The 26,470-nt window shown below is 46.8% G+C and carries 19 protein-coding genes; 12 read left to right on the plus strand and 7 right to left on the minus strand.

Features of this window, described 5'->3' with window-relative positions:
• Positions 1-169: 169 nt before the first annotated feature.
• Positions 170-1,705 carry a carboxylesterase/lipase family protein gene (locus ACETMN_RS04200; RefSeq protein WP_411735811.1) on the minus strand — a complete coding sequence of 512 codons (1,536 nt, stop codon included), beginning with the start codon at positions 1,703-1,705 and terminating at the stop codon, positions 170-172.
• Between the two features lie 112 nt (positions 1,706-1,817).
• Between ACETMN_RS04200 and ACETMN_RS04205 the strand changes: the two genes are divergently transcribed.
• Entirely contained in the window at positions 1,818-2,627 is an 810-nt protein-coding gene (locus ACETMN_RS04205; RefSeq protein WP_411735812.1) for a helix-turn-helix domain-containing protein, read from the plus strand.
• A 2-nt stretch (positions 2,628-2,629) separates the two neighbouring features.
• On the opposite strand, the gene ACETMN_RS04210 is transcribed toward ACETMN_RS04205, so the two are convergent.
• Both ACETMN_RS04210 and ACETMN_RS04215 read right to left on the minus strand, forming a co-directional pair.
• Positions 2,630-2,833, minus strand: a complete 204-nt coding sequence (locus tag ACETMN_RS04210) for a hypothetical protein (protein WP_091019733.1) — start codon at positions 2,831-2,833, stop codon at positions 2,630-2,632.
• Positions 2,834-3,997 carry a glycoside hydrolase family 27 protein gene (locus ACETMN_RS04215; protein ID WP_411735813.1) on the minus strand — a complete coding sequence of 388 codons (1,164 nt, stop codon included), beginning with the start codon at positions 3,995-3,997 and terminating at the stop codon, positions 2,834-2,836. It abuts the gene before it with no gap.
• Positions 3,998-4,511: 514 nt separating this feature from the next.
• Between ACETMN_RS04215 and ACETMN_RS04220 the strand changes: the two genes are divergently transcribed.
• The gene (locus ACETMN_RS04220) at positions 4,512-5,219 is read left to right on the plus strand and encodes a DNA alkylation repair protein (protein WP_411735814.1); all 708 of its coding nucleotides are present in this window, start codon (positions 4,512-4,514) and stop codon (positions 5,217-5,219) included.
• 285 nt (positions 5,220-5,504) lie between these two features.
• On the opposite strand, the gene ACETMN_RS04225 is transcribed toward ACETMN_RS04220, so the two are convergent.
• Positions 5,505-6,080 carry a TetR/AcrR family transcriptional regulator gene (locus tag ACETMN_RS04225; RefSeq protein WP_210110182.1) on the minus strand — a complete coding sequence of 192 codons (576 nt, stop codon included), beginning with the start codon at positions 6,078-6,080 and terminating at the stop codon, positions 5,505-5,507.
• A gap of 200 nt (positions 6,081-6,280) precedes the next feature.
• Here ACETMN_RS04225 and lpdA point away from each other — a divergent pair, with 200 nt between their 5' ends.
• The 4 genes from lpdA to ACETMN_RS04245 all read left to right on the plus strand — a co-directional run bounded on the left by lpdA (position 6,281) and on the right by ACETMN_RS04245 (position 11,052).
• Positions 6,281-7,666 (plus strand): dihydrolipoyl dehydrogenase, encoded by a 1,386-nt coding sequence (gene lpdA / locus ACETMN_RS04230; RefSeq protein ID WP_411735815.1) that lies wholly within the window; start codon positions 6,281-6,283, stop codon positions 7,664-7,666.
• A gap of 49 nt (positions 7,667-7,715) precedes the next feature.
• Entirely contained in the window at positions 7,716-8,348 is a 633-nt protein-coding gene (locus ACETMN_RS04235; RefSeq protein ID WP_411735816.1) for an HlyD family efflux transporter periplasmic adaptor subunit, read from the plus strand.
• Positions 8,332-9,504 carry an ABC transporter permease gene (locus ACETMN_RS04240; RefSeq protein WP_411735817.1) on the plus strand — a complete coding sequence of 391 codons (1,173 nt, stop codon included), beginning with the start codon at positions 8,332-8,334 and terminating at the stop codon, positions 9,502-9,504. Before ACETMN_RS04235 ends, ACETMN_RS04240 begins: the two co-directional genes overlap by 17 nt.
• Before the next feature lie 366 nt (positions 9,505-9,870).
• Positions 9,871-11,052, plus strand: a complete 1,182-nt coding sequence (locus ACETMN_RS04245) for a DUF4317 domain-containing protein (RefSeq protein WP_036668338.1) — start codon at positions 9,871-9,873, stop codon at positions 11,050-11,052.
• Positions 11,053-11,222: 170 nt separating this feature from the next.
• Here ACETMN_RS04245 and ACETMN_RS04250 read toward each other — a convergent pair whose 3' ends face one another.
• The 3 genes from ACETMN_RS04250 to ACETMN_RS04260 form a co-directional block, all read right to left on the minus strand.
• Entirely contained in the window at positions 11,223-12,341 is a 1,119-nt protein-coding gene (locus ACETMN_RS04250; protein WP_411735818.1) for a response regulator, read from the minus strand.
• On the minus strand, positions 12,338-15,469 hold the full coding sequence (locus ACETMN_RS04255; protein ID WP_411735819.1) for an ATP-binding protein: 3,132 nt from the start codon (positions 15,467-15,469) through the stop codon (positions 12,338-12,340). Before ACETMN_RS04255 ends, ACETMN_RS04250 begins: the two co-directional genes overlap by 4 nt.
• 120 nt (positions 15,470-15,589) lie before the next feature.
• Positions 15,590-16,537 carry a helix-turn-helix domain-containing protein gene (locus tag ACETMN_RS04260; protein WP_411735820.1) on the minus strand — a complete coding sequence of 316 codons (948 nt, stop codon included), beginning with the start codon at positions 16,535-16,537 and terminating at the stop codon, positions 15,590-15,592.
• A gap of 171 nt (positions 16,538-16,708) precedes the next feature.
• On the opposite strand from ACETMN_RS04260, the gene ACETMN_RS04265 reads away from it, so the two are divergent.
• The 6 genes from ACETMN_RS04265 to ACETMN_RS04290 all read left to right on the plus strand — a co-directional run bounded on the left by ACETMN_RS04265 (position 16,709) and on the right by ACETMN_RS04290 (position 26,423).
• Complete coding sequence (locus ACETMN_RS04265) at positions 16,709-17,728, plus strand: glycoside hydrolase family 105 protein (protein WP_210110177.1); 1,020 nt, start codon at positions 16,709-16,711, stop codon at positions 17,726-17,728.
• 13 nt (positions 17,729-17,741) lie between these two features.
• Positions 17,742-19,922, plus strand: coding sequence for a 1,3-beta-galactosyl-N-acetylhexosamine phosphorylase (gnpA, locus tag ACETMN_RS04270; RefSeq protein ID WP_411735821.1), 2,181 nt, complete (start codon positions 17,742-17,744; stop codon positions 19,920-19,922).
• A 215-nt stretch (positions 19,923-20,137) separates the two neighbouring features.
• Positions 20,138-20,986 (plus strand): GNAT family N-acetyltransferase, encoded by an 849-nt coding sequence (locus tag ACETMN_RS04275; RefSeq protein ID WP_411735822.1) that lies wholly within the window; start codon positions 20,138-20,140, stop codon positions 20,984-20,986.
• A gap of 199 nt (positions 20,987-21,185) precedes the next feature.
• Positions 21,186-22,988: a sensor histidine kinase gene (locus ACETMN_RS04280; RefSeq protein ID WP_105602119.1), complete on the plus strand. Its 1,803-nt coding sequence runs from the start codon at positions 21,186-21,188 to the stop codon at positions 22,986-22,988.
• A gap of 11 nt (positions 22,989-22,999) precedes the next feature.
• Entirely contained in the window at positions 23,000-24,574 is a 1,575-nt protein-coding gene (locus ACETMN_RS04285; protein ID WP_411735823.1) for a response regulator, read from the plus strand.
• A 178-nt stretch (positions 24,575-24,752) separates the two neighbouring features.
• Positions 24,753-26,423 (plus strand): extracellular solute-binding protein, encoded by a 1,671-nt coding sequence (locus tag ACETMN_RS04290; protein ID WP_017690608.1) that lies wholly within the window; start codon positions 24,753-24,755, stop codon positions 26,421-26,423.
• Positions 26,424-26,470: the final 47 nt, after the last annotated feature.

Genomic DNA, 26,470 nt, shown 5'->3' on the forward strand with positions numbered 1-26,470 from the left:
GTGGGATTTCTCTGGCTGTCTGATTTTGTTGTTACCTTAGACTGCTGTAGTGGAGAAGCTTGCTAATGGGCATGGGCGAATGAACATCGCTCTACCATTCACACTATACAAAAAGAGCCATGCGACAGCATGGCTCTTACATATATCGTGAGAGGGCAAGACTCATGTTTTAAACAACAGGTTCATTCTGTTTCTTGAAATATTGTTCAATTAAAAACGCGAGCATCGGTCCGGGCTCAGTCTTCTGTAATTGAGCCTGATCGCCAAATTCCATGAGATACGGCTGTTCCGTAGTACAAGGAGTCCAATGAGGCATCAGCTTTCCGGTGGAGTCCGAGCCGTTTGGATCACCTGTAGCAATAAAGTTGGATAAATAATTACACATCTGGCGAGCCAGATCATAATGCTTGCCTGTGAAAGGCCGCCAGCATTTGGCGAGTGTTTCGAAGAAGAACCACAGATCGACGGAGTGAAAAGTGCCTGGCTGATCCCAGCCCGGAATCTCGGCGTCGAAGTTATAATAGTAGAGAGGCGTTTCAGACGGATGACCACTGTTCGCGCGAATGGCGAGCAGAATGGCATGTTGGATCATGCGGACCGATGCCTGTTGCAGGGCATGCTCGAATTGGCCGGAATTAGTCTCACATAGCTGCAAAAAGGTAGGAGCATCCTCGCCGAACAGCTCCACAGCCATCTGTTTCAGTTCTTCCAGATTGGCTGCGGCGGGACGGGTCCAGAATTCGGAAGACGTATGCCCTAGCATGATGGGTATCGCCTCGCGCTCCTGCTGAACAAAACGAGTAAACGAATCACCTGCGCAGAATTGTTCGTCGATGACGGTTCCCCAGAAGCTTTTATATTCGAGTGCTTTGTCACGGAGAAATTCAGCATCCAGTTGTCTCGCTTCAGCCAGGGAGGATACACCCAGGAAGTCGAAAAATGCAACCCCGGCCTGCTCTGCATCCCGCAGTGTGGAACGGATAGAAGGCACGCGGACCTTCGGGTATAACTCTGTAGCCATACCGCTCATGATGACGGCTCGCTGGAACAAACCTTTATTTTGCGGAGAGGTCATCTGGCTGAGTACACTTCCCCCGCCTGCCGACTGTCCACCGATCGTGATCTGGTCTGGATTACCGCCAAAGGCGGCAATGTTGCGTTTGACCCACTGCGTGCCCGCTTGCTGATCGAGATGACCGAAGTTGGCGGGTGCATGGGGAGATTCAGCGCTAATCTCGGGATGACACAGGAAACCAAAGGCATTCAGCCGATAATTAATCGTCACAACGACAATGCCTCTACGAGCGATTCGCTCGCCGTCAAATTCCATTTCGGCCGTATGGCCCACTTGGAGGCCCCCGCCAAAGTACCAGACAAAAACAGGCAGCTTCTCGTCCGTGCGTTTGGCTGGTGTCCAGACATTCAGATACAGACAATCCTCATCCATGGGCAGGTCGGGATCAACGGCCCATTCGCGGGTATAGATATTGTTGTCATCGATGACTGTTGGGGCTTGCATGGAGATGGGGGCAAAATCAAAAGTTTGCAGTACACCTTCCCAGCTCGACTGCGGCTGCGGAGCGCGCCAGCGGTTCTCACCTACAGGAGGTGCGGCAAAAGGAATTCCCTTGAAGCTGGTAATCCGCGGGTCCGCCGCGGGCATTCCTTGCACTTGTCCATGTTCTACCGTAACCATTCTAAGCATACAACATTCTCCTCTCTGGATTTAGCGTGTAAGCGTTACCGTAAATCTAATCAACGATATATAAGATAAACCTAACGCCAGAACAAGGCGGATTAGGAAGGGGGGATCAAGGTTGAATCCGATTTGGCATGAGAGCAGTAGAGCCAGTAATTTGTATTTTATCAGCGGTGGCTACAAGCCGGCCAACGCTCACCAATGGGGGCCAGGTGTGCGTGACGTTTACGCACTGCACTATATTATCCGTGGCCAAGGGACGCTGGAGACGGGGGGCCGCGTTTTTCGGTTAGTTACGGGTGAAAGCTTTATCATATTTCCGCAAAAGGAGATTTATTATTATCCAGACCCGCAAGATCCCTGGGAGTACGTCTGGGTGGAGTTTAGCGGTGAGGATGCCGGGCGGTTGCTGGGGCTGACGCAGTTCTCAGAAGTACAACCCGTGGTGTCGATCTCACCGGAGACACTGCAGCCTTTTTTCCACCTTGCCTGGAACGCGGGTGCGTCATCCTATGAGTTACTAAGGGCTGATGCCCGTTTGCGTCTGTTGCTCTCCTACTATATGGAGCATTATCCGAAGGAGCCGCAGGTGGATGCCAAGGATTATGTCTGGCTGGCGAGAAAGTACATCGAGCAAAACTACTGGAAGCCGACACTGACCGTCACGGAGATCGTAAAGGCAGTTAATCTGGAGCGCAGTTATTTGTTTCGTCTGTTTAAGGCAGCAACCGGCAAGTCTGTTTTGGAGTATATTACATCCTGTCGAATCGAGCGCGCCTGTGAGCTGCTGAAGACGTCGGGCCTGCCGATTCAATCGGTAGCCTATTCTGTCGGATACAATGATCCGTTATATTTTTCCAAAGTATTTAAGAAAGCAACTTCACACACGCCAACATCGTACATGATGTTGCACGGGACCAAGGCATAACGTTAACGGAACAGGGCGCAGTTCCCGGACTCACGGAAATAACGGATCAGCTTCTCAATAGGCTCGCGTCCACAGTTCAACTTCACTCCTATACAATCGATGCACAGAAATTGCTGGGCAGAGCGCGAGATCAATTTGAGGTAGATGCCCACATCGTCTGAAGAGAGCGGAACCTGACAGGAGGTGCACAGGCGATGTTGAGTCATCTATTTCACCAGTTTCGCACGCACAATTAAACAATCATGTGCTGCGACAACGGGAGCGAAGCGTTCACGGAATACGCCAAGCTCTTTATGTTCCCAGCAGTCATACAGGGACAGGGCATAACCGGCAGCGTAAGGCAGACCCATATCCCAAAATTGCAAAGACAATTCCCGCTGGCTGTCGCTCAGGTTGAAGAAACCAATAGCTAGATCACCATCTGTGAGTACTTTCACCAGCATAAATACATCGTCTGTGTGAAACCATTGCGGTTCTGGTTTAATGCGGTAAGCTCCGCGTGCTTCTACATCCTGATTGATAGCGATCAGGTCAGGATTAAGGAGAATATCCTTTGTAATCTGGTTAGCTTTGCGCACGTCACATCCGATCATTAATGGGGAACCCATCATGGACCAGAGTGAGAAGTGGGTTTTATATTCGATGTCGTTGCATCCGCCGATGCTGCCAATATAATCATTGTTGCTTCCACCGTACATACCAACGATTAGCATATCCATGTCGTTATGGCAGAAAGAGCCAGTGTAGCTTTGTTTCCCGAGTTGGGACAGGGCAAGTTCCTTCACTGAATCCCAATTGTCACGGATATCGCCGGTGGAGCGGTACATATGAGCGCCCGATTCCCGTATCCAATCGTATACATCGTCGGCTCCCCAGTTGCAGGCGGAGAACAGGATATCGCGTCCGCAGTTTTTGAGCGCAAGGCTCATCCGTTTGTACAGCAGCTCTCCTGAGATATGGCGCGGCTTGAAGCAGTAGTCATACTTCAAATAATCAACGCCCCATTCGGCAAAAAGGGCAGCATCCTGGAATTCATGCTCAAAGCTGCCTGGATACCCGGCACATGTATGCGTACCCACGCATGAATACATGCCGAACTTTAGTCCTTTGTTATGGATATAATCAGAGAGCGCTTTCATTCCACTCGGGAATTTCTCCGGGTCCGCCACCAGATTGCCGTTTGCATCACGTTCCTTCAGGCTCCAGCAATCATCAATGACAATATACTCGTAACCAGCGGCCAGATAACCTTCCGATACAAACACATCTGCGACATCCCGAATTAATTGTTCGTTAATATCCCACGTAAAGGTATTCCACGAATTCCAGCCCAAGGCAGGGGCAAAGCCTAACACTTGATTGTTGCTCATGCTCTCGCATCCTTCCTCATCTCGGTTTGGTTAACAACACTAAACTGAACATAAACGATGAGCGACGTAACCTGCCATAGCTTAACGTTGCTTGGACATGGACAGATGTTGCTCCGTTTGTGCTGGGGGAATCAGCTCTTCCAATCAGGCTCTCGGCAGGTATTTAGAAGTTGCCAGTAGAAGCATAAGAAAGGAAAAATGTCTGTCTGCGAAGAAGTTATATCTATCTTTTCAGGGATCTGTGCGAAACAATGGTATAGATGTTATGTTCGGTGATAATGCTCGAACAGGTTGTCAGAGCAACAGGGAAATTTGAATAGTATTCAGTTTTTTAGGAAAAATACCCCAGTAGGGAATCCCTCATATGAATGGTAATAATCTCGCCGGAATGATTTTGCATATGGCAGAATAGTTCGAATTGGATAATGTACGATTTTGCATTGGTTTTTCGTTAAACATAAGTGTCTGTTTGATATGATCAGATACTAATTTATAGGATTGGAAGTGTTGTGAAATGAATCGAGATGAAGTGATGCAAGAGTTAGAGGCGCTGGGCAAAGAACGAACGAAAAAAATCTACATTTCCAATGGTGCGCATGAACCATTATTTGGCGTGGCAACCGGGGCGATGAAACCAATGGCGAAGCGGATCAAAAAGGATCAACCTTTGGCAGAGCAACTATATGCAACGGGGAATTATGATGCGATGTACTTTGCAGGCGTGATAGCCGATCCTCAAGCGATGACAGAAGATGATTTCGACCGTTGGATTGACGCTGCTTATTTTTACATGATCTCTGACTTCATCGTTGCCGTTACGCTGGCGGAGACGGATATTGCTCAAGAAGTTTCGGATAAGTGGATCGCCAGCGGAGATGAATTGAAAATGTCAGCAGGATGGAGCTGTTACTGTTGGTTGCTCGGCAGTCGAAAGGATGCTGAATTTTCGGAGAATAAACTGATGGAGATGCTGGAACAGGTGAAGAAGACGATTCACGACTCTCCGGAACGAACGAAATATTCGATGAACAACTTCCTGTATACTGTCGCAACATCCTATCAACCGTTGCACGATCTGGCGGTGGAGACAGCCAAGGCCGTTGGCCCTGTCGAAGTGAACAAGGACATGCCCAAGAGCAAGCTGCTGAATGCCTCCGAGAATATCCAAAAGGCAGTGGATAAAGGGCGGACGGGCTTCAAGCGTAAATATGTAAGATGCTGAAATTTTTGCCGTAGCGTCAGTTTTAACATACGGAACATATGGTTATCGTGGGATTGAAATCCACAATCTCCATGTTAAAATGGGGACGGAAACAGCTTATCATGCAAAGAAAGCCGTGCGCTAACACGACACTCTGACGCAATAGCCGCTTTTAAGGGCGGTGGGCTTAACAAGAGGATACACGATCAAGTAGACCGCAAGCTTTGCCAGGGTGAGCGGTCTATTTGTGTTTTTAACTTGATATAGCAACATCAAATCTACTTATTGTATAAAAACAAGAAACCCTTACATATCTTTTCTTTTAACCATTTCTTTGGCTTGCTGTCTGCCCGCCGAGAGAAAGCTGTCGCTAAGCTCAGGATCAGCAACAGAGCGTGCAAGTACAAGCGAACCAACCATTGTACTGAACAGTGCACGACCGCTGGACATATCGATCTCAGCCAGATTGGAGATAAAAGTGATCATCCGCTCTAATTCATGGGTGAACACCTGCCGAATTTCTTCGGACGAACGGGATATTTCGCTGGAAAGGGCGGGGAAAATACAGCTCATTTCCGTTTGGTCGCGGTGATACGGACTCAAATAATAATCGATTACTTTATTAATTTTGGAATTCTGCTCTTCCTGATCAGCCACGTTCTTTAGAAGTGTAATGGTATCACTAATGGCATATTCACAGGCTTCGGCAACCAATTGTTCCTTGTTGTCAAAATGTGAATAGAACCCTCCGTGAGTTAATCCAGCTCCCTTCATAATAAACGGGACACTCACTTCCTGGATACCATTGGTGCGAAAAGCTCGAGCCGCACTTTCAACAATCTTACCTCGTACTTTTATCTTATGTCCTTTAGGATAGGGCATGATCATTCACTCCATAGTTTCATCATTATACTTTTTAAAATATTATAGTCATCATAATAAAGCCTGTCAATTTGGCGACTGAATATCTGTTGCTTTACAAACGGATAAAATACGGTTGTTGACGATTTTAAAATATGATGATTATAATATATTACGGTCATCATATTTTAAGTTGACTTCAAATCGGGAGGTATCAGAATATGAGCAAGCTTGAATCTGTGGATACGTTAGTTATTGGATCAGGTCCAGGTGGTTATGTGGCGGCGCTTCGTTCTTCGCAGTTGGGGATGAAAACGGCGATTGTTGAACGTAAACAGCTCGGCGGGGTCTGTACACATGTGGGTTGCATACCATCCAAAGCTTTAATTGCGGAATCGCATCGCTATGATTGGTTCAGACAGTTCAATCAAGCTGACGCGGCAGCGACATTTAAGACTGCTCAGGATTTTAAACAGGGGGTTGTGAATAAACAGGCAGGTGGCGTCCACTATTTGTTAAAGACTGCGGGTGTTAACATTCTGGAAGGAGAGGCCAGTCTGGTGGATGAGCACACAGCTATGATCCAGCAAGCTGGGCAGGAGCAAAGCATTTCTTTTAAAAATCTCATACTGGCAACGGGGTCTCGTCCAATTGAGCTGCCAGCATTTCCAGTTGGAGGTCGCATCTTATCTTCCACTGAAGCATTATCTCTACAGGAGGTTCCGAGTAGTCTGATTGTGATCGGCGGAGGTTATATTGGGGTGGAGCTTGGACAGATGTATGCCAAATTCGGAACCAAGGTAACGATTCTGGAGGGAGGCGCACAAGTATTGCCTGGATTCGAGGGGGAACTTGCAGCCCCTGTAGTCAAACAATTGAAGGCGGACGGCATCCAGATCGTAAACGGAGCGATTGCCGAAAAGGTGGAGCACAATGCGGATTCCGTTACACTGCATTATTCAAAAAATCAGGAGCAGCAACAAGTTACAGCAGAATATGTACTGGTTACAATCGGCAGAAAACCCAATACAGACGGCCAGTTAGGACTGGAACGCATAGGTGTGCTCGTAACGAACAAAGGACTGGTTGAGACGGATGAACAGTGCAGAACGGTTATCCCTCACATTTACGCTATTGGAGATATTACAGCCGGTCCGGCACTTGCCCACAAGGCATCCTATGAAGCCAAAGTAGCCGCAGAAGCCATTGCGGGTCTTACCTCCAAAGTGGATTACAAGGTGATTCCGCTTGTCGTGTTTTCTGATCCGGAGATATCCAGTGTTGGGGTAAGTGAGACGGAAGCCAATGCACAGGCCGTTCCGGTGGTTATTGGGAAATCTTCTTTCGGGATTAACGGAAGAGCATTGGCATTAAGAGAACCCGAAGGATTTGTGAAAATAGTGGCAGACCCGACCACAGGAATTGTCATTGGTGCGCAAATCGTAGGCGTGGAGGCATCCACACTGATATCGGAGCTCGCATTTGCAATTGAGATGGGGGCAACCGTGGAAGATCTGGCCATGACGATTCATCCTCATCCGACTTTGGGAGAAGTGATCATGGAGGCAGCCGAGAATGCGGTCACCAAAATTAAAAAGCAAAAATAGTCAGCAAATTTAACCATACACGAGGATTGGGAATGGGAGAGATATAAGAATGAAGATAAAAGCAGGTTTGTATATCGGAATTGCGATGGTGGTTATTATTGGAGGTTCACTTCTTACGGTTAAAGGGAAGGATGCTGTAAGTCAGGCCGAGAGCCGGAAACAAGGCATACTTGAGTCAGAGCAAACGACTTTATATTATCAGAATAGTCCCGGGACGATTGCAGAGGTTGGTGCATCTACGGGGGACTCTGTGAAAGAGGGAGAGGTTCTTTTCAAAGTGAAATCATCCGGGGAGGGAGATAAGGATGTACTCGCACCGTATGACGGATTGGTTGACCGTGTCGCTGTAGCGAAGGGAGATCAAGTCCAAGCAGGAGTCCCGCTAGCAGTTGTGCAAAAGAATACGTATTACACCGACCTTTACATACAGGAAAGTGAAATTCAACAGCTTGAAGTGAATCAAAGCATTGATGTTCATTTTCCATATTTGGATCAGCCAACGCAGGTGAAGGGGAGCGTCACTTCCATCTCAACTGCTCCTCAGTTCGCAAATTTGCGGATGTCCCGGGAAAAAGGGCAAGCCGATTTGAGTATGTTTTTGGTCCGGATATCGATGGATTCGAATACTGAATTGCTTCCGGGGATGACAGCAGAGGTGAAACTTGATGAAATCACTGATTGACGAGTGGAAGTACGTCATAGGAAGTAAGTATATACGGCTAATTTTTATTGGGCCAATGATTGCAGCCTTATTTTTCGGCTTAATGTTCTCGCAGAATCAGCTTAATAAATCACCAGTTGTGGTCATTGATGAGGATCATAGCGAATATTCACGGCAATTGATCTCCAAGATAAATGCGTCACAATATATGAGCGTCAAAAGCATATATGCGAGCCGAATGAGTCCAGAAACATTACTTGCCAACGAGCAGACTATAGCGGTGATTATGCTTCCCAGTCAGTTGGGATTGCGTCAACAACAAGGGAAATCGACGAATATAGGTATCTTGATGGATAACACGATGCCCTCGGGGTTGACTGGTATTCGCACTGCGATTCAGGAGATCATCCAGACGGAAAATATGACCCTTTCCATGACACGTCTGATCCAAAAAGGGATGGATACCGAGACAGCTAAAGGAATCGTGTCACCGTTATCCCTTCAGCAGCGGATGCTGTTTAATCCAACCTCCAGTTATGTCGGTTTTATGGTGCTTGGATTTGTAAATATCGTAGTATTGATGATTACAACAAGTGCAGCGGGATCGATTGTACCTCGGCTTCGTCAGGAAGGGAAACTGTTTGCCAACGGAAAGTCACCTTTTCAACTATGGGTTCGGAGTGTACCTTACGCTGCGTTGAGTTCACTTTCACTGCTTCTATCCTATGGATTGTTAAAACAGGTGGGGGGAATGCGGTTTGAAGCAGAGGCTTATCTTTTTATCATTCCGTTAGTTGTTTATGCTTTTGCCTTGTCACTCATGGGTATGCTGATTGGATACACTGCCAAAGATATGTCGAAAGTAAGCCTTCGAACCAGCTTGGTATTGTATCCCTCCTTTCTGGCTACGGGAATTCAATTAACGCCGCTGGCGTTCCCAGAACCGTTCCAAATGTTCGCATGGGCATTACCCATGAACTGGCTTAACCGTCTGATTCGTGGAATGGCGTTTAGGGACGGGACGCTGACAGCCTACAGTCAGGAGTTGGGGGCATTGCTGATTATTATTGGCGGAGTGTCCTTGTTCATGGGATTACTGTTTCTGCGGGAAACAAGGAAAGTTTCTTCCAGCAGAGCACCCCTGTTGAATACGGATATATTGCTGAGCAGTAATTAATTATTTAAGAATCGTTAAACAACGAAAAAAGGCGCACGGGAGTCATTCCTGTTGCGTCTTTCTGTTTTCTTTTAAATCTCATTCGTGCCTCTCATACGGCGAGCTATTTTCCATATTCAAAAATGGTCTGCGATAGTAAGGGGGAAATACCATAGATTGTTTCTCATTAATCGTCATCATTATATGATATAATTTCTCACTGAGAGTACAGAAATGGAGAGCAAAAACGGCTTGATCCAGCTACTCCATAGCTGCGCCCATTTGTGACCTACTGCTCAGATGAAAACTTCCAAGGGAGCACTGGCTTTTAGGATATAGAGCTGCACGCAGATAAAATTATATATTGTGGGAGTTGTCTAACGAATCATGAATAAAAAAGAAGTCGCGCACATACGCAAGCAATTTAAACTCGATCACGATCTACTGAATATTTACGATATTCTCAACGTGTATATTACGAAGGAAACGAATGAGGTCTATCACTGGGAGCGCCACCCGTTCGAACTGGTGGACAGAGAGAAGCAGGAGCTGTACATGGGCAATTTCAAAAAATTGCTGACAGGTGATTTGGATCAGAAGTTATTTGAGTTGAAGTTCCAGGAAGCGGCGGAGGACCCGGCACAGGTATTGCTTCACCAGGCGCTGGTAACAGGTGATCCGGATGAATGGCAGGATCTGATGCTGCTGCTCGTGGATCGAATGTTGGTGGATACGAAGTTTGAGCGGGACATGGTAGCTACGTTCGTGCGTGGACAGTATTATCTGCCGACCAAGGCTAGAAACGAAGCCACGGAAGAGAGTGAGAAGAATGAGGTGTTCGCCCATCCGTTCATTCTGTGCAGCGTAAATTCCACGGAGAAACAGCGGAAGACACTCTTGTTTGATTACGTGGAGAGAGAATTCAAATACAACATTATTGTCGATCCGATTATCAAATTAAGCACGCCAGAGCAAGGATTCTTGTACCCTAGCGTGACGGACAACTACTCCGATGTGAATCGTGTACTATATTGTACAGGGAAATCCAATTTCCCGGATCCGCATTTTGTTGAAAATGTATTGAATGGAGAAAGATCCGTAACCGCACTGGAAGAACGGGCGATCTTCGAAGATATCGTCAAGGAAGTGGCCGGTGAACAGCTCGATTCAGCCACCATTGCACATGTATACGAGGAGATCAACCGAGTCATCGAGATTAACGAAGAGTCCCATGAGGAAGAACCTCCCAAGCTGGATTATAAAGATCTGGAACGTGTACTGACCGCAAGTGGTATAGAGGATCTGACAACGGAGAAAGTAGAACGTGCCTTCGAAACGATCGTTGACAACAAGAACTATGAGATGAAGGCGACCAGTGTTATGCCGAAGTTTACGTCCAAATCCATTAAGATCGAAACCAAGGTTGCTACGATTTCGGTTAGCCCGCAAGACCTGAGATATGTGAAACAGGTGAACTATCAAGGCAGACGTTGCATCATGATTGAAGTGGACGAAGATGTTGTGATTGAAGGGTTTACCCTTAACACAGAAAAACTTATAAATGAGTGATTGATTATAGACCATGATGATGTAAAATCATCGGACAAGGACGGATAAACGTCCATCTATTGCAAAAAGCCCAAACCTAAAGCAACACTGAACTGCTCCCTGTCATAGTAGACCGTAGAAGACTACGATGGGAGCAGATCAGTATGCCAAGGCATGGGCTTTTTGCTGTTTCATGATTGTCGCAACAGTTGTTTGATATCTGCTGCCGGACTGGAGTCGAGCTCCTCTCTGAGCAATTCCTCCAGAACAAGATATTGGCGCTGCGCTTCGGTTCTTCGTCCGAGGGACAGATACAGCAGGATGATCTCGCGATGGATATCTTCCCGAATCGAGTCAATCTGGAGGATACGTTCAAAATAATACAGCGCCCGTAGCGGCTCGCCTTTTTTCGCGTGATAGTGGGCAGCAGTTTCCATCGTCATAATGAAATCCAGTTCCAGCTGTCTGGACCATGCGAAAGCCCACTCATAATGCCTTCCTTTCAGGAGTTCACCCGTATACAACGTGTCCATCCGCTCGAAGAGCTCGGGGCGATGTACCGAGGCCTGACGCATCTGCCGGAACAAAACCTCAAACTCGTACAGATCACAGTTGATCGCTTCCCGGTCGATACGGATACCATTCCTGTCCTTAAGAATGATCGGCACGTCACTGTTATCCCCGATAGCACGTCGCACATAGTACAGCGTGGAATTGATGTTCGTCCAGGCCTTCTGCGGACTGAGGTCCTTCCACAACGTATCGGCCAGCGCATCACGGGTAGTCGATTTGGTATATAGCAAGAATGCGAGTAACTCTTCCGTTTTGGGCGTTCTAAGCTTGATGGGGCTGTCTGCTCCGACTCCACCGAACACGGTGAATTCACCGAACAGACGAACGTTCAGTTTCGGTTCAGGCACCGCTGGCTCGGGCGTTGTCACGGACTTGTGAAGCTTTTCCTGCAACCGCTGAATGCTGCGGTTCAGTCGCTCTGCCGTGACCGGTTTAATAACGTAATCGATCACCTCTTTGTCGAAGGCCTGCACCGCATATTCCTCATATCCGGTCACCAGCACGATGGGGAGCGAAGGGTGATGTTTACGTAATTCACCAATGAGGTGCATCCCCGAGATGCGAGGCATCGTAATGTCCAGAAATGCCGCATCGAAGCTATTCTCTGCTGCATATTCACAGGCTTCCTCCGGGTCGTGAAATGCGCGAGATACTTCAACTTCTCCACTTTCTGTCAAAATGCGATTCAGTCGCTTCAGCGACAAATCCTCATCATCCACGATGATGACTTTCATCATGTTTCATCCCCCCCGTTCCCATCTGTGTTTAGACGTTGATTTGGAAGATCAAATGTAATCCGCGTTCCCTCGCCGTCCAGACTTTCCATCTGAAGGTGTCTGCCATACAGCAGGTTCAGCCGGCTGGAAATATTCCATAGTCCAACGCCGTTACTGCCGTCTGTAGATTGCCGAATTTCGTCCATCCGTTGCTTGGTTATGCCAATTCCGTTGTCCTCGATGGTGAAACGTGTTTCCGTATCATTCAGATTACGAATGGACAACATGACCCGACCACCGTGAATGCTGGACATCAGACCATGCCGAATTGCGTTTTCGATCAGGGGCTGTAACGTGAGCGGCGGAATGTCCATGTTCCGGTTCACATCCGCATCCACATCGATAATGACCTCCAGCCTTGAGCCAAAGCGTGCCTGTTCAATGGCAACGTATGCTTCGATCATCTCCAGTTCGTTCATCAGGCTGGTTTTGGAGTCCAGATGTTTGAAGTGCACACTGCGCCTTAAGTAACTCGATAATTGCAAAATCAATTGTTCTGCCCGATTCGGCGCATCCACGCACAATTCGGCAATGGCGTTCAGAGCGTTATATAGAAAGTGCGGGTTCATCTGTGACCGCAAAAAAGATATTTCCGCATCTCGCGCAGCTTGCACGGATGTTTTCATCCGAGTCAAACCACCGATCCGTGCCACCAGTTCCTCCGATTCGAACGGCTTGGATACAAAATCATTGGCGCCTTTCTCCAAGGCCAGCTTCAATTGATTAGCTTTATTACTCGCCGTCAGCATGAGTACAGGCAACTCGGAAGGAGAGAAGCGCTCCCTGATCCGTTCCAGCAATTCGTAACCCGACATGTCAGGCATCATGATATCAGCAATGACGAGATGCACGGCAGGTAGCTTGTCCAGCAGCTCCAGTACCGAAGGTGAGCGTGAAGTGACCACATAACTGTAACCCTCCAGCTTCAAGAGATTCACTATGGTCTGTAAATTAGCCGAGTCGTCATCCACAACGATGATCCATTCGTCTTTATTCCCTTGTACAATCGTTGGTTCTTCGAACCGGAGTAGCCGATTACCAGGACCTGTAGGAGCGATGGTAAGTGGCATGACGTTGGAACGTTTCTCTCCTTTTTTCTCTGCCAGCGGAAAAGTCAGGATGAACGTGGCACCCATGCCGGGTGCTGATTCCGCATGAATGGTTCCGTCGTGCAGCTCGACCAGCTTGCGCGTAATGCTCAGTCCAAGACCGGTGCCTCCGGCAACGACTGGCCCCGAATCTGCTTCCTGCTCGAACGGCAGGAAGATATGTTCCAGCTTGTCTGTACCGATACCACGGCCGGTATCCACAATGCGTATTTCCGCTTTGCCTTGCACAACCGCAGCTTTGACGCTTACCGTGCCATGTTCCGTGAACTTAACTGCATTGCCGATCAGATTATGCAAAATCTGAATCAATCGGTTGCCGTCGGCATAGATCGGCGGGAAATGCGCCGGGATGCGGTTGATAAGCTCCACCTTTTTCGCGCCAAGCAGGAAGGAGTGCATACGCATGACCGATTCGACAAACGAGTACAGATCGGCCGAAGACCGGTGGAGCGGGATGTCGCCATGTTTCATTTTCGAATAATCCAGTAATTCATCGACCAGATAGGTTAATCGTCTGCCACTTCCCGTCACGATCGCCAGATTGTGCGCTTGCTCATCGGTAAGGGGACCTTCTGCGCCTTTAAGCAGGCTTTCACTGATGTTGACAATGGCGTTCAGCGGTGTTTTGAGCTCATGCGAGGTATTGGACAGGAAGTCATCCTTCACTTTGTCCAGCAAGAGCAGCTGATCTTTGAGAGTACGGACCGTACGATAGGCCTCGAAGAACCGAAGCACCGCTAGAAACAGCATCAGGATGCTGAATAGGACAATGGAAGCCTGTCCGATGTTCATATTTTCCTTGAGCGAGATCGAGAAGAGATTAATGTCCAGACAGTACAGCATGATGCTTAAGAGAGCTGCGTACCACAGAAAAGTAGACAGCCGTTCGCCCTTCTCACTGGTTAGGAATTGTTTTGCACATTGATACAGCAACCAGAGCAGCATCAACGTGTACATAACGACGACGTAAGGTGCAGCCAGCCCATAGATGGAAATAGGCAGGAGCGTGACCATACATAAGTAAGCTCCGAAGATGATCAGGATCACCGCCGTGAGCAAACCGGACAGGATGCGTGTTTTGAATCGGTAGAAGTAAAAGGTTAACAGACCCAGACATGCGACGGAGCAGAAATCTTTTAATTTATAGAGCGTGCTAAAGGAAATTTCCGTGCCGGCCATGGATAACACACGTTCGCTGATCATGCCGTTATAGAGTGCATACAGCAGACAGATTAGACCAAGCAGCAGCAGGGAATCGTCCCTGTTTCGGTAGAGCGCAGACCCCAGGTAACTGATGAGGAATATGATCGAAATGGTAGCCAATACAGCAAGCGTGCCGAATTCAACGGCTGTGCTGATTTGATGTTTTTTCAGCATGGCTGCTTGTTCGCCGAAAAAGAGTGGCCCCGGAATGCCAGCGTCCGTGTAATCATAATTAGCCACCCGGATCAGAATCTCAATGTCACCGCCATGATAAGGGAAAAAGCCAATCTGGGGGGAGTTTCCTGGTCGATATCCCGCTGATTTCTCCACGGCATGCCCATCTTCCAGTAGCTTGTTGCCATTGATATAGATTTCGCTGGCAAAACGAATGTTCATTTTTTTGATCGCCAGCGTTCCTTCAACAGGTGTATTACGCAGCACCAGTCGATACGTGGCGAAGCCGTGGGTTGGCAGTCGTTCACCATCCACTTTAAGTCGATTCCAGGAGCCGGGAACGGTTGCATAAGTGTCGGGTGTTTTCATTGGACCAGCCTGATTCGATGTTACAGATTCGTCAGGAAGCAATCGCTCCCAGTAAAACTCCCACTCCCCGTCCAGCTTGATCCGCTCGTCTTGTTCAGGGTCCCAGGCCGAGAGGTCCAGAACACCTTGACGGGCATGAAGCGCAGCAGATTGTGGTTCTCTGATCGTTGACAGCAGCAGTACGGTAATGGCAAGTACAACAGTCAGGACAACGCCTGAAATTTTTAATAACACGAAATGCTGCTCCTTTAGAGATTGTTCAATCCTCCGGTAGCTACGGACAAAATCTCTTGTATTCTATCGGCATTGTAGCGAATATCTCTGGGGGGTGCAATCATATTTCGACAAATTCCTTCATACCCACCCCGTAAATTCCAGTATGGACGCTTTTGCAGACTGTGCTTCTGTAAGTGCCCCTTTGCGCCAAGCTTTGGGTGATTCTCCCATCAGTTTGGCGAAGCAACGGTTAAAGCTGGAGATGGATCGGAAGCCGACCTGCTCGGAGATGGACAGAACGGAGGCCTCCGTGCTTTTTAATCGCTTGCACGCCTCTTCGACCCGGGTACTATTCAGAAAATCGAGCGGTGTGGTTCCCATAATTTCATGGAACTTGCGGCGAAAATGCGTTGTACTCAGATGACACAGTTCAGCGAGGTAATCGATGGTCACAGGCATCATATAGTTTTTGGTGATAAACTCCAGCACGGGTGAGATGACCAAGTTACCTTGGAGGTCTCGTTCCCGTTCCTGATCCTGAGATGACAAGCGCTCGCTGCTCGCATGAATTCGAAGCAGTTCGATATATAGAGACATCAACAAGCCGTACGCGCTCTCCCGATAGTAGGGGGACTGCTGCTTCATTTCTTCTACTACTGATGTTGCGAGCATGTGAATTTTGGGATGTTGTTCCTTATTCAGAATGCAATTGGTTCCCTGAATCGCCCATAAATTCGGTTCAATGTGAGTTTGTGCTGTTTTGAGCGAATGGCGGAAGAGTTCTTCCGGTGAAAAAAAGATATAAGCCCACAGGCTGGCGTTATTAGGTGAACTGTACGTGGTATGCGGAAGATAGCGGGGAATGAACGTGACATCGCCTGCTCGAAAAGGCACAGATTCTCCCTTAATCTCCATGATTCCTCCATCGGAATAACAGATGCCAATCTCCATGTGGTTATGGAAATGAAGATGCTCACTCTTGATATCGGATATTCTCCAGCGGTCTCCACTGAGTAACAGGACAGGAAAATCAATGGGCAGGCTATAGTGACGATATTCAATGACAGGTTTCTTCGGTTTAGGCATTTTCGAGGACTCCTATGTATAAATGATTGAAATTGCACAGTTTTGTTGTGAATATGCTTAGATTGAGACTATTTTACTGCGTACAATGGAATAAGTAAAGCGTTTACAAAAATGGACGGACACCTCTCAGGGCGCACTTGGGGGCGTGTGCGCAGGGAGAGGGGAATAACAATGCTTCAAGTGAAATATGACAGAGAACAGATTCTGCACGTAATCGAGAACGTTACCAAGAAAACACTGGATATGGATCTGACATGGGATTGGCCCGGCGGTGTGGCGTATTACGGTGTATCCAGAGCCTATCAGACGACAGGCAACCAAGAAATACTGGACAGGCTGGTGAAATGGGCGGACGAATATATCGAGCTGGGTCTGCCAAGTTGGACTGTAAATACATGTGCCATGGGTCATGTGCTCATCACTTTATATGAAGAAACCGGGGATCAGAAATATTGGGATATTGTTCTCAGCAAAGTCGATTATCTCCAGAATCATGCGCTTCGCTTTGGAGACAACGTGCTTCAGCATACGGTATCCGTCTCCAATGATTTTCCGGAACAGGCTTGGGCGGATACCTTGTTTATGGCGGCATTTTTCCTGCTCCGTGTAGGTAGCAAATTAAAAGACGAAGCCATGATCCAGGATGCGCTGAATCAGTATTACTGGCATATCAAATACCTTCAAGATCCGAGCAGCAGTCTGTGGTATCACGGTTATAATAATATCAACAAGGACCACATGTCCGGATTTTACTGGGGAAGAGCGAATGCTTGGGGAGCCTATACCATGTCTCAGGTGAAACCGCAATTGAACGACTGGTACTTGTATCCGCAATGTATGGATGTAGAGTGTGCCCTTCGCGATCAGTTGGCGGCTCTCAAGCTGGTGCAGACCGAGAACGGCTTGTGGCGTACGGTTTTGGATGACGAAGAATCGTATGAAGAGGTGTCGGCTTCCGCCGGTATTGCAGCAGCCATGATCAATAACGGTAATCCACTGCATACGAAATATGTGCAAAAAGCACTGGAAGGTATCCTGAACAACATTAGCGAAGATGGGCGTGTGCTTGGTGTATCTGGCGGTACGGCGGTAATGAAGGATCGGGATGGCTATCGCAATATTCCAAAAGACTGGATTCAGGGCTGGGGTCAGGGCCTGGCTCTCGCTTTTCTGTCCGATATGTTGAGATAGGGAGGGAACCACATTGTCCAAAACAACCAAAGGCTCCTTTACACTACCGGGAGAATCCGGTTATGAAGCACTGACGCTGGAACTTGCCGATCGCTGGGGGGCCGATGTAATCCGTGACAGTGACGGTACGAAATTGTCCGATGAGATTATCAATGCCGGATATGGCATCTATTCAACCATTTGCATTATTCGGAATCATAATGAGTGGGCATCCCGTAATCTGGATAAACTGCAGCAATGTTTTCTCATTACGAATCCGAAGGTCGCTGTGCAAGATTATGTATCCATCTATCTGATGGAGGATTTTTTTGCTGAACAATTCAGGGTGAATGATTCCAAAGAAGCGTTTAAGTATTGGCAAGTTTATGATCGAACGACTGGAGAAGAGGTACCAAGAGCACAATGGAATTATGAAAGGGAATCTGGCAATGTAGTGATTACTGGCGTTGCTCCTTGGCATAAATACACGGTAAGTTTCATGGTCTATCGGATCTGGGAAGAGATCTCCATGTACAATCATACGACGAATAACTGGGACAAAGAGCATCTGATGCAGATTGACCCAATCTATACGGAAACGCAAACGTATCTACTAGATTGGATGGAAACATGGTGCCAAAACCATCCGGAAACAACGGTTGTACGTTTTACCTCCTTATTCTATAACTTCGCCTGGATCTGGGGCAGTGATGAACGGAACCGCCATCTGTTCTCGGATTGGGGTTCCTATGATTTTACGGTAAGTTCGAGAGCCTTGGATCTGTTCGCTCAGAAATATGGGTACTCACTCTCAGCCGAGGACTTTGTGAATGGTGGTAAATATCAGGTCACTCATATGCCTGCGGATCAGCGCAAACTGGACTGGATGGCATTTATCAATGATTTTGTCATTGAATTCGGTAAGAAATTAATTGATATGGTGCACAAACATAACAAGCTGGCGTATGTCTTCTATGATGACAGCTGGGTGGGAATGGAGCCGTACAATGATCGCTTTCAGGAGTTTGGATTCGACGGCATGATCAAATGTGTGTTCTCCGGTTACGAGGCTAGAATGTGCTCAGGCGTTAAGGCTGATATCCATGAGATTCGATTGCATCCCTACTTGTTCCCGGTTGGCTTAGGCGGACTTCCAACCTTCAAGGAGGGAGGAGATCCTACCCTGGATGCGAAGAAATATTGGATTAATATCCGGCGTGCGCTGCTGCGTGAGTCGATTGACCGGATTGGATTGGGTGGATATTTGCATCTGGTTGAGCCTTACCCGGACTTTGTGGATTATATCGAGAAGATTGCCCATGAATTCAGGGAAATGAAAGAGCTGCATCAGGCTGGAAAGCCTTATCAGATCAAGACAAAGGTAGCCGTGCTGCATAGCTGGGGCAAGTTAAGATCGTGGACCTTGTCCGGTCATTTTCATGAAACACATATGCATGATCTGATTCATGTGAATGAGGCCTTAGCCGGGTTGCCTGTTGACGTGCAGTTTATTGATTTTGATGATATTTGTCAGGGCGCGTTGAAGGATGTAGATGTCGTCATCAATGCCGGCTCTGCAGGTTCAGCATGGAGCGGTGGAGCGCATTGGAGTGACCACAAGTCTGTGGACTTATTGACCCAATGGGTGTATGAGGGTGGTACCTTTATTGGCATTAACCAGCCTTCGGCAATGGATGGGTACGACAGCTATTTTAGAATGGCCCACGTGCTTGGGGTGGATGAGGATACAGGCGCCAAAGTTGTTCATGGAAAATGGTCGTATGAGGTTAGTGATGAGTATGGTTTGGTGCCTGAGGGAGCCAGCATACTTCCGAAAAAGAACATTTATCTTACTGATGGATCAGCAGCTGTAGTGAGTGAAACGGATGGTCGAATCACACTGTCCACACATGCTTTTGGAAAAGGAAAAGGGATCTACCTGCCTTCCTTCGAATTCAGCTGGGCAAATACAAGACTACTTCTGAATTTGATTCGATTTGCGGGCAATGAATTCCATGAAACAAAGTACATCACGGATAACTTGTACACCGAGTGCGCCTACTACCCTGAGAGCAACATATTGGTTGTGATCAATAATAGCGATCAGGTTCAGTCCACGACGATCAGTACAGAGCATGGAAAACAGACCATGGAATTGGACCCGTATGATACGGTGATCACCAAAATAGGTTTAACAAAATCGGTATCCCCATAGCATGATGACTCGATAGACCGTATCCCTTAACTAGGGAGCGGTCTATTTTAGTTATTAGGGCGTGTCTGAAAACTCCGAAGGAAGCAGATTTAATAGTACGGATATTACTGTATAGTGTTAACACTATTTAGTAGAATATTTAAATAAGGATAGGGATGGGATCATGAGCCCTAATATATTATTGTTTTCATCTTTTGAAAGGAGAGAGTGCCCTAATGTACAGTTATAAAATGTTGGACAAGATAAGTATGGAAACAATTCACGAGGCGTTTGTGGATGCGTTCTCTGACTATCAGGTTAAAATGGATTTGCCTTTTTGGAAGTTTCAACAGATGCTCCAACGAAGGGGTTATCACCCCGAAATATCTATGGGAGCCTTTAAGGATGAGAGAATGGTCGGATTTGTTATCAATGGACTTCGAAGCTGGAATGGAAAGACAACTGCATATGACCTTGGGACAGGCGTTGTAAAAGATTGCAGACGGCAAGGCATTACAAGCGATCTGCTCTTAAATATTCAAAAGCTGTTAAAAGAAAAAAATGTAGAGCAATATTTGCTGGAGGTCATCCAATCCAACGAATCTGCAGTTCAGCTGTACAGTAAACAAAACTTCAAAATTCAAAGGGAATTTTCATGTTTCCAGTTGCAAAAAGATCAATTCATACCGCAAACGACCTGCACGGTGGAATGTGTGGAGAGAATCGATGTGGAGCAGTTCAAGGAATTTTGGGATGTGGAGCCCTCCTGGCAAAATTCAATTGATTCCATCTACGCTTTACCGGAAGCTTTTATCTATGTCGTTGCACGTCAGGATCACAGCATTGTTGGCTATGGCATTATAGATCAAAAAACAGGTGATGTTCCACAGCTTGCAGTGAACCAAAATTATCGGGGTAAAGGTATTGCAAGCAGCATCCTGACAGAGATGGTCCAACGCACAGAATCTCCTAAAATCAGTGTCCTCAATGTGGAGTCTCATCTGAAATCGATGCAAGATTTCCTCCTGGTCAAATCAGGTTTTGCATATCAATTGGGCCAGTACGAAATGCTCTTGAAATTATAACGTGATCGTCGTTTCAACTTAAGATCAGATCGGGTTCATACGAAAATATGTGGGGAGTTAGTGTCTGTCTTGTTGGGCCAGTTGAACGGGAGGTTGATTAAAGGCTTCCCGGAAATCCTGGATTACAGTATCCAACCCATCCTGTACTCGTTATAATAATGTTGATATATGACATGGTTAGAGGAGACAAAGACATAACATGAGCCGAAAGACATACTGTAAGCGTATTCAGTTTCTGGATGATTGGAGTCTCAAAACCAAGTTGTACATATTGTTCATCTTTTGTGTGCTGGTCCCGGTCCTGGTCACAAATACCGTGTTTTACCTAAGTATCAAAGGCAACATTGAAGAGAAGGAGCATAGCCGATTTAATGAAATGCAGCAAAGGATCAAGTTCAACCTGCGGAACAGTATAGATAATAGCTTGTATGTGTCCAATTTTCTCTATACCGATGGAACGCTGAACCGGTTCATGGAGTACAAGTATCGCGATCAGGAAGACTATTATTCTGCCTACTATGATATGCTTAGCAACAACAATCTGGTCAGGTACTATTACAGCTACCAGCAGGTGAATCAAATTACGTTTTATGTTGGCAATGATACCTTCGTCAATGGAGGAAACTTTATTAAGCTGGATGATGAGGTGAAGAAAAGCGATTGGTATCAAGCGCTGATGAACACAAGCGACCATATCATGATCTATTCGTATTTTGACAAACAACAGGCGGAGATGTCGCAAAGTCAGGGAGGACGCAAAGTAAGCATTATTCGTAAGCTGGATTACTTTGGGGAGCAGCAGGTTGAAAAGGTGTTAAAGGTTGATCTGGACTACGCTTTCATTAACAAATCGCTTAAAAATGAGGGAGCAAATGGGAAGGTGTATGTCGTTTCGGATGGCAGGGTCATTTTCTCGAACGATTCAAAAATGAATCAGATGCGCAAGCCATTTAATCTGATTGCAAACAGTCCAATTGACCCTGTTCAATCCATGCAATCGATTCCCGTCGTATCCGAGGATTGGCAGATTGTCGTCAGCACGGAGAAATTGGACGTTCTGTCGGAGATTGTTAATTCCAAGCTTAATTTGACTTTACTAATCATTCTTAATCTGTTGGTGCCGACACTGCTAATCTGGTTGATATCCAGATCACTGGTCATCAGAGTTGATCGGATAGCAAAGCACCTGGATCAAGTGAAGCATGAGAAATTTGAGGTGATATCGGGACCTGTGGGCAAAGACGAGATCGGCAGCCTGACCCATAGTTATAACATGATGGTCATCAAGATCAAGAACCTGATTGAGATTGTGTTTAAGGGTCAGGTGGAGCGGCAAGCCCTTGAGCTCTCCAAGAAGCAGGCGGAGCTGAAAGCCCTTCAGAGTCAGGTGAATCCCCATTTCATGTTCAACACGCTTGAAACGATCCGTATGAGGAGTTTGATCAAGGACGAACTTGAAACCTCCGATGTCATTCATAAACTGGCACTGCTGTTACGTCAGACGATCAATTGGGGCGATGATCTGATTACAATCGCAGAGGAAATCCATTTTGTGGAGAGTTATCTGAGTATCCAGCAGTATCGCTTTGGTGAAAAGCTGCAATTTGCAATCCGGATCACAGACGAATCCATTACTGCCATGATGATACCTAAACTAACCGTTCTCACCTTTGTGGAGAATGCTTGTATCCATGGCATTGAGGGGACGTCGAATGACGGGGTCGTGGAGGTGTTATTCGAAATTCGAAGTAATGAACTGTACATTTCCATTCGAGATACCGGAGTTGGCATGGATCAGGACAAGCTGGCCTCGCTCCGCAAAATGATGCAAGATCCGAGTATGGATCGGATGAGCGAGCTTAGCAGCATTGGTATGATGAATGCATATATTCGGCTGCGGATGTATTTTGATGATTTCGTTCAGGTGCACATATTCAGTGAAAAGGGGAAGGGAACAACGATTGGCATTCAAATTCCTCTTATGCAGGCATCCCAAGAATAAGGAGCGAGGATATGATCAACGTGCTGATTGTGGACGATGAGCCATTTATTCGCCAAGGTCTTCTATTGTTAATTGATTGGGAGTCTTACGGATTTCAGATTTGCGGTCAGGCTTCCAATGGCATGCAGGCATTGGAGTGTATACGCGCTATGCAGCCCGATCTGGTGATTTCCGACATTAAGATGCCGGAAATGGACGGATTGCAGCTTGCCAAAACCTTGTACGAGCAATATAGCGGTGACATCAAGCTGATTCTTCTAAGTGGATTCTATGAGTTCGGATATGCCAAGCAGGCGATTAAATACCAGGTGGATGACTACATTCTCAAGCCTATTGTGAAGACCGAACTGGTTCAGGTGCTTGAGGAGTTCAGGGATGCATTCAATGCGCGAATGGAAGAGAAGCGATATCAGCAAAAAAAAGATCGGATTATTATGGCCCAGCATATGCAGTCGATCTTGCTTGGGGTGGCCGAGGAGGAAGCTGTTACGAGTCTGCAGCCCCACTATCAAGATGCCGGCATACTGCGTTGCATCCTGATTGAGGCGGAAGCCGGTCCAGATCAGGGAACGGATTGGTGCGCTCGTGTTGAGGCATGGGTGGGCAAGCCCTTGCCGGGACAAATTTTGAAGCCGTTCACAGGTGATAAAAATGCGGTTCTGCTCATGGTTACGGACCTGATGGTGAACCGTGAGGCAGTGACCTTGGAGCAATATTTGACCCGATTACATGCCGATCTGAGCCATGGTCAAGAGGCGGCTATTGCTTGTTATGTCGGGAAGGAAGTACATGAGTTGGAGGCGCTGCTCGAGTCTTATCAATCCTGCGGCATAATGAAAAGCTTACGTTTCTTCACCACTTGCAGGCCCATTTATTACTTCGAACTTATGGATACGACCTTGTTTGTTAATCGGCCGGGACAGTTCGAAAAACAATTGTTTGATGGGCTAGTCAAGTGTATTGAGGAACAGCAGACGGATGAGTTATATAGTCATGCAACGGCGATTTTTCAATTTTTTCTGGATGAGCGAATCGAGCCTGGTATTGTCCGCATCCACTTGCATTATCTGGCATACACTTTGCTGGATCTCGTGAATAACGATACGGTTACTCCAGATTCTGGGTTGATGGAATCGACTTTTCTGAAGGTGAACTACGCGATGTTATCCATGGAGGAAAACATTGAACATTTATGCGAATTCTCGCTCATGTGCGCAGAGAAACTGAAGGAGCAGCAAAAGTCAAATGCGATGGGCGTATTAGCCAAAATTGAGGCCTTCATTCACGAGCATTACAGAGAAAATATCAGCCTGAAGTTGCTCGGGGAGCAGTTTTACATGAATAGTGCATATCTGGGTCAGATTTTCAAAAAGCATTACTCGATCAGCTTCAGTGATTATTTGAATCAATTGCGTATTGAGGAAGCCGCCCGGCTGTTGCGCAGAACAGATCAAAGAGTATACGAAATCGCAACAATGGTGGGATATCGGGATTCCGATTACTTTATTAGCCGGTTCGAGAAACTCATGGGGGAGACTCCTGCACAATATCGTAAAAGTGCCCATGCTGCGTACTCTCTGGATTAACATCCTGCACTCCTTGACGGAGCGGCGGGATATTTTTTTTCGCAGATGCTGGAATTAGTGGGATTCCATCTATAGTTTATCCCGTTGAGAGGGGCATGGAAGCATGATAATTTTAAGTCAGCCTTTGGAAAGCGCTTTCCAAAAAGCTTCTGTCAATATAATCGATGGAGGGGTCATGATGAAAAAGGATGTTAGAAAAAGAATCAAGTATAGTGCTCTGCTCGCTTTAATACTGGTCATCGCACTCACTGGATGTACACCGGGATCGTCCTCAAAAGGGGAAAAGACAGCAGATGGAAGGGAATTGAAACAATTTTCCGCATTTTTTGCCGTACCGGGAAAAATTGCGCCTGACGATAATCGGGTGTTAAAGGCTATTGAGGAGAAAACAGGCGTCAGAGTTACGATGGACTGGCTTACAGGCCAAACAGCCAAAGAGCGGATTGGTGTACTCATTGCAGGCGGCGAATATCCCGATTTTATCGATGGGAGTGATGGTACTCAGCAACTGGTAGCAGCAGGAGCGTTAGTACCACTTGAGGATTACATCGATAAATATCCAAACATCAAAAATTACCTGGGCGAAGACTGGAAGAAGATGAAAAATACGACGGATGGACATATCTACTTCATTCCTCAATTCGGCAATATACAAGAAAAGTCGATGAAAGTATCCCATGATGGAGAAGCATTCTGGATTCAGAAGGCCGTATTGGAGTGGGATAATTATCCGACAATCAAAACGCTTGACCAATACTTCGACTTGATTGAACGATATAAAGCAGCTCACCCGACCGTTGATGGTCAGCCAACCATTGGATTTGAAATTATCTCCTATGACTGGCGTTATTTCGCACTGGAGAACCCTCCGCTCTTCATGGCTGGTTATCCTAACGAAGGCGCAGCCATCGTTGATAAAGAAACGCTGACGGCCAAAAACTATAATACCATTCCGGAAGCGAAGGCATATTTCAAGAAAATTAATGAGGTATATCATCAAGGCCTCGTCGATAACGAAACCTTTACAGCAAACTATGACCAATATATCTCCAAAATTTCAACCGGACGTGTGCTGGGCATGGTGGATCAAGGATGGCAGTTCCTTGACGCCGAGGCATCACTCGTGAAGCAAAAATTGTATGACAAAACCTATGTACCGTTGTCCATTACACTTTCCGAGGATGTTAAAGGGCGTTATCAGAACAATCCAATCCTTAACGTGAATGGTGGCCTGGCCATTACAAAGAGCTGCGAGGATATCGAGGGAGCACTTCAATATATTAATGATTTGCTGGACCCTGAGATGGAGGTATTGAGAACCTGGGGGCAGGAAGGCGTGGATTACCAAGTCGATGACAAAGGCGTGTTCTCCAGGAATGAAGAGCAACGTGCGAATTCCAAAGATCCGGACTGGGTGCTGGCAAACACGGGAAGCCCGTTGGTCTATTTCCCGCATCATGAAGGCATGACCGCTGACGGGAAGAATGCCCTTGACCCTAAGGAGCAGCCGGAAGAGTACCTTGCCACATTGAATGACATCGACAAAAAAGTGCTGAAGGCTTATGGATATACGAAGTTTACCGACTTTCTTGAGCCTGCGGAGGAAAATGAACCGTGGTTCCCGATCTATACCTATAATTTCGAACCAAATAAACCGGAGACCATCGCCAGACAGAAAATGGACGATGTAAAACGCAAATGGCTGCCAAAAGTGATTATGACTTCACCAGCCGAATTTGATAAAGCTTGGGAAGAATATCAAGCCACGCTCAAGGAAAGCGCAGATATTAAAGCGTATGAAGATGCGCTGACGGAAGAAGTCCGCAGACGTATGGAACTGTGGGGATAAAGGCCTGTCACACAGAAAGGCTATGGGGAACCCCGTAGCCTTTCTTA

Source organism: Paenibacillus sp. M2 (assembly GCF_046713495.1).
Taxonomy (GTDB): domain Bacteria; phylum Bacillota; class Bacilli; order Paenibacillales; family Paenibacillaceae; genus Paenibacillus; species Paenibacillus amylolyticus_B.